Here is a 5329-nt window from a genome sequence, read left to right as displayed (position 1 = left end):
TTATAACAGATAATAAGATAAAATAATGTGTGAAAAAATATAATATACGTCATTCGAATTATCTTTGATAGTATACAGCAAAAGCAAAAGGATGTGAAAAGATATGTACGCGATTGGGATACTTTCGGATATGCAAGTGATACGAGAAAAAGAGCAGGAACGATTTCTTACTGATTTTGATATTACAGTTCATGATTTAGAAAATACTGACCTAGCTGCTCTCCAAGGTATCATTCTTCCTAAAAATGAATATATTCAAATAGAGAAATTATTTCAGTGGTTGATCAAAGTGAGAGAAAATACGTTAAAACCGATTTGGATTTTAACTAGCGAGCCACTAGGTGATGAAAAAATTATCTATTTAAAATTAGGTGTGACAGGCTTTCTTTTGGAAACAGATTCATTTGAGGAAATTGCTTGGACGATAAAGAACGGAATGCTTTCCATGAGCAAAGAGGATACTGCAGCAGACAAAAATCATATTTTTCGGATGGATCCATCAAGCTTCACCGCTTTAATTGCTGGTAAAAAGATGATGCTAACAAAGTTAGAGTATATGTTGCTGGATTACTTGTATGCCTCTGAAAATTCGGTGCGAACCTATGAGGAAATCGCCAATTACTTATGGAAACAAAAAGAATCAGCGCCAAAATATCGAGTAGCCAATTTAATTTTTCACATTCGTCAAAAAATAGAAATGATCGATGTAAAATACGCAGATATGATCAAAACAGTTCGATCAAAAGGGTATATTTTAACACTTCCAGAAGAATTTATTGAGTAACAAAAATTAAAAAAACATCCAATTCCTTGATCTTCCCCTGTAGTTGTTTCGTTGAAAGGAGGGATGTAAATTTTTTAAATAATTGCTATGGAAAGGAGGAAAAAAATGAGGAAAAAAAGAAAGGTTCAACTGGGAATACTGACAGTGATTACCGGAGTTGTTATTGGTGTAGCTTATTTCACTCAGAATATGAACGATAAATTAATGGCAGCCCCTCCCGTTGGGTATTCTGATTTTATCACGACCCCTGGAGTGAATGCAGTTGATATTAATGCGACTTCAAAAGTCGAAATTTCAGGAGACTATGCATTGAAGTTTCGGATATCAGATAAAATCACATATGAGCCAATTGGTGCATCGAAAGTTGAAGATATCATAAGCAAAAATACACTTCCAGGTGCTAAGGATCCACATAATTTCAGAGGGAAGAGTCAAGTCATCAGCTTTAACCCTAAAGATGAAGCCTTGTACCCTGAGCGCGCTGTTTGGATTCGAAGAGCTGCTATTTATAAAGGTCGAGAAGTAGATATAAAGATGGTTATTGATAAATTGACTTTTAAATATCTCCCTGATTATCCAGGTGGCGGCTATCCAGATGCAAACTTTTTTGCTTTAGATGTTACTGAACGAAATTTGTATAATGGTTATTTAACTGCGAGCGATTCACCAATCCTTTGGGAAAAAGCTTTCTTAATGATGGGTGGAAGAAGTGGTTCTGCTAATATGAATCATGAACAGTCAAGTAATCTTTCAGAGTCTTATACTCAAGGAGATACGATTTCCTATCATTATGAATTTTATGATTCTAAAACAAAGTTGCCATTAGCTGTCAAAGGAATTTGGAATTACAACAATATCAATCAAGCAAAACAAGTCAAAACAGACTTTGATGGCGACTTCAGTAATATTTTTGTCGCGACAGATGCTACGGTAAATTTGGGTTATCAGTTAGGCAGTCCACCTGTTGAAGATATTCTGATTTTTGGAAGTCAAGATATCGTGGATAAAAGCTATACTAGGTTAGATAAGATGTTTCAAGAAACTAAGTATACTACAGCATTTTCAGCTGCTAGAAAAACGACAGCGATGCTAGTAATGTATGAAACTGAATCACTAGCCCGAATCGCTCCTGCAAACCCAGTAGTCATTGGTAGTACGAATAGCCAAACACACAAAGACCCTAACTACCTAAACATGAACTACACCATCATTCAAGATGTGGCGGATAATCGGCTTATCAATCGTAATAATAAATTTGTGCTCGAAACAACTGTTCCAGATTATTATGATATCGATGTAACAAAAGTTAAAGTTAGTTCATACGGAAATGCAGATGACTTAACGAATCTATTTACAATTGCGGTCGATCCAGCTAATGCCAGTAGATTACTGCTAACAGCTAAAGATCCAACTACAAATGAATTCAATGGGAAGGTATTCGATATCAAGGTTTCAGCAAAACCAAACAGCACATTTAACTTTGATAAAGTTGCCTATAATTACCAAACTGGTGGTAAAGATGATGGCTATATGTTGTTTGAACAAGGTTTATCTGCCAAAGTTCACTATGAAGTCAATGATAGTGTGACAGGTTTGGTCGTTCACAATAAAGATATCACTTCAGAAATTACGGATGAGTCAATGGTGAAAGTTCTGTATGAAGGAATTCCAGACGGCGATCCAAAAAAAGAGCTCACCTTCCCTAGAGATACCGATTTTTCAAAAATAGACATACAAACAGCTTATTTGGATAATCTTCGTGTAGATACAGAGAATGCCATCGATGAGCCAGTCACTGTGACCTATAAAAATGGAAAGCTACCTGATTCATCTGTTCTTGGACCACAAAAGGTAACGTTGATTTTAACGACAGCCAAAGAAGTTAGCGTGGAAAAAGAAGTAACTATCACTATCACTGATATTAGTGCGACCTTAACCGTCAAATTTATCGGAGAACTAACCAATGAACTGCATGTGCCGATTACATTAGAGGGGAATACGACGGATAAAGTTGACCTGACAATTGATAAATCGGTTCAAACGGTTGTTTCCGATTTAGTAGCGAAAGGTTATACAAAATTACCTTGGGATAATGCGGATGCTGAAAATGCAACGCCATATACAGCGGGAACTGTTATCTATAAATTTCAAGGAAACTTAGCCTTAGATTCGGTTCCCGCAACCTTGAACTTCGGTAAGCTAACCTATGATGCTAAAACAAAACGTGTAGAAAATCCTATTTTCAAAGAAAAGCTGGTCGTATCAGATACACGAGCAAATCCAGCTCAAGGCTGGCACTTGACCGCAACGCTAACTAGTCCAATGACAAATAATAAAGGGCAAGAGCTAGTCAATGCGCTACGCTATGTAGAACAAGGCCAAGAAACGATTCTCGATGCGAATGCACAAGTCATCTATGCTAATAACGAAGGGAAAGACGGTAAATTTGCGGTGAGTGATTCATGGGGGACAGCGCAAGGAACAGACGGTATAAAACTTCAAATGAATTCTTCTGATACAGTGTATACCGGAGATTATATTGGAACGATTACTTGGAAGATTATGGCTGGGCAGCCATAGAAGGGGGAACTTATGAAAAATAGACAACGTTTGATTTTGACCCTCTTCCTAACTGTCCTCGTTAGCTTATTTGGCACAGTCTCACCTGTTCAAGCTTCACAAGGGGGCGGAGATGGACAAGTTACCAGAGGTGGCAAGATTATATTTTATGATGAAACACAAGAGACACAAGCGAGTTCTTCTACAGAACCAAGTACATCTGAAATCAGTCTGCCTTCATCATCTGATACTCAAGCTGTTGAAAAACCAATCGGACGCTTCCCGAAAACGGGTGAGCTTATCCAACAGTACGGTTGGCTAGGCGGCGTACTTCTGCTTCTTCTTATATGTCTGTTGTTTTTACGCAACAGTAAAAAGGGGGAACAGAAATGAGACGAGTAACCAAGTCTTTTTGGATAGGTGCAGTAGCCATTGTAGTAAGCGTAGGAGGATTTGCTCAGCATTATCATGCAGAATCAGAAGAGACATTGACTGGTTCAGGTAGTGTAGAGGTCATCGGTAATGATCGTTCCGACATAGTAGATCCAGAAAATCCGGGAAACCAGATAGATCCTGGTGAAAGCCCACATACAACGGGTCCGCTTAGAATCGATTACGTATCAGAACTGAATTTTAACAAAGCGCTGATTCAACAAAAAGAACGGAAATACGAAGCGTTAGCGCAACAATTTTATGATGAAACGACCGCTAGAGGCAGTTATATCCAAATCACTGATCAAAGGGGCTTAGCGACCGGCTGGACATTACAAGTCAAGCAGCGTACGCAGTTTAACAATCCTGTGATTCAAAATAAAGAAGAACAGTCGTTAGTTGGCGCTTATCTATCTTTAGATAAAGGCTGGGCCAATTCTAGCGGTACGAGCACTCCACCGGCAGTGACACGAGAAACAATTGGCTTAAATGCCATCGATACTGCTTATGAAGTGGCAACAGCGGCACCTAATACAGGCCGCGGTGTATGGACAATCGCGTTTGGCGCTTCTGATATGAATAGCGATGATCAACCAGTGACACTGAAACCACTTGTGGATAAAAATGGCAAAGCAATTATGGATGAGGAGTATCAAAAACCTGCTTATACGAATTCTGCCATCACTTTAACTGTACCGGAGTCGACAAAAATCTACCCAGTACAATATCAAACGGAGATAACTTGGATATTAGCCGAGTTGCCTTAATAAATAGTAAAAAAAGAGAGGGAGTAAACAAATGAAAGTAAGAAGTTTATGTACAGTATCATTAGTAGCAGTTATTTTAGGAACATCATTAGCAGGAGGTAGCCAAGCCTTTGCAGCACCAAAAGAGTTGCCTTCAACAGGAACAGTAGAAGTAATTGAAGGTGGCGATCCAGGTGCCGGCAAAACTCCTGACCCAGAAAAACCAGATGAAAAATTACCAACTCACCCAGACATCGAAGATAACAAAGATGGCGGCGCGTTAATGATCGACCAAGTTTCTAACTTAAACTTTGGTACAATCAAAACATCAAGTAAAGATGTTGAAGCCTTTGCTGCACCAATCGACTTAACTGAAGCAACACCGGCCGGAGTAGGTACTCGTGGCGCAATCGTTGGTTGGACTGATATTCGTGCAAATGGTGTCTATGGTTATACCGTAACCGCTGAATTAACACAACAATTTACTGGTACTGCAGCGAACGGAAGTACCGTTTTAGATTCATCTACGATCGACTATTCAAATGGAATGGCTGTAGCAGATAGCGAAAATAAAAACCTTGTACCATCAAATACAGCAACAGGTTTTAAATTAGCATTTGGTGGCGGCGCTCAACCAGTTGTAACTGCTGATAAAACAGCAAAAGAAGGTAAAGGAACATATGTCATGGAGTTTGGTCAAAGTAAAGATTATACACCAGGCGCAGATGCTCCAGTTGGAGCACCAGGAACAGATGGCGAGTCTGTGAAATTGACTGTACCTTCAGCAACAGCTTCAAACATGAGTATC

At 39.0% G+C, this 5329-nt stretch carries 5 protein-coding genes; all 5 read left to right on the top strand.

Going from position 1 to position 5329, the window contains the following annotated elements:
- The first annotated feature begins 103 nt into the window (after positions 1-103).
- The gene (locus tag RV15_RS18150; protein ID WP_071879397.1) at positions 104-784 is read left to right on the top strand and encodes a winged helix-turn-helix domain-containing protein; all 681 of its coding nucleotides are present in this window, start codon (positions 104-106) and stop codon (positions 782-784) included.
- A gap of 105 nt (positions 785-889) precedes the next feature.
- Positions 890-3364, top strand: coding sequence for a WxL domain-containing protein (locus RV15_RS18145; RefSeq protein WP_071879396.1), 2475 nt, complete (start codon positions 890-892; stop codon positions 3362-3364).
- A gap of 12 nt (positions 3365-3376) precedes the next feature.
- Positions 3377-3736: an EF2685/EF0750 family sortase-dependent surface protein gene (locus RV15_RS18140; protein WP_071879395.1), complete on the top strand. Its 360-nt coding sequence runs from the start codon at positions 3377-3379 to the stop codon at positions 3734-3736.
- On the top strand, positions 3733-4542 hold the full coding sequence (locus RV15_RS18135) for a WxL domain-containing protein (RefSeq protein WP_071879394.1): 810 nt from the start codon (positions 3733-3735) through the stop codon (positions 4540-4542). The genes RV15_RS18140 and RV15_RS18135 overlap by 4 nt, the downstream gene beginning before the upstream one ends.
- Before the next feature lie 31 nt (positions 4543-4573).
- Positions 4574-5329, top strand: a 756-nt coding sequence (locus tag RV15_RS18130; protein ID WP_071879393.1) for a WxL domain-containing protein, incomplete at its 3' end; no start/stop codon positions are given.

Source organism: Enterococcus silesiacus (assembly GCF_001886225.1).
Taxonomy (GTDB): domain Bacteria; phylum Bacillota; class Bacilli; order Lactobacillales; family Enterococcaceae; genus Enterococcus_L; species Enterococcus_L silesiacus.
The sequence above is the reverse complement of the archived record's forward strand: the minus strand, read 5'-3'. Positions and strand labels throughout refer to the sequence as shown.

Bases quoted from the DNA above. Each gene is read 5' to 3' on its own strand.
- RV15_RS18140 (WP_071879395.1), top strand. From the start codon at position 3,377: ATGAAAAATAGACAACGTTTGATTTTGACCCTCTTCCTAACTGTCCTC.
- RV15_RS18145 (WP_071879396.1), top strand. From the start codon at position 890: ATGAGGAAAAAAAGAAAGGTTCAACTGGGAATACTGACAGTGATTACC.
- RV15_RS18135 (WP_071879394.1), top strand. From the start codon at position 3,733: ATGAGACGAGTAACCAAGTCTTTTTGGATAGGTGCAGTAGCCATTGTA.
- RV15_RS18150 (WP_071879397.1), top strand. From the start codon at position 104: ATGTACGCGATTGGGATACTTTCGGATATGCAAGTGATACGAGAAAAA.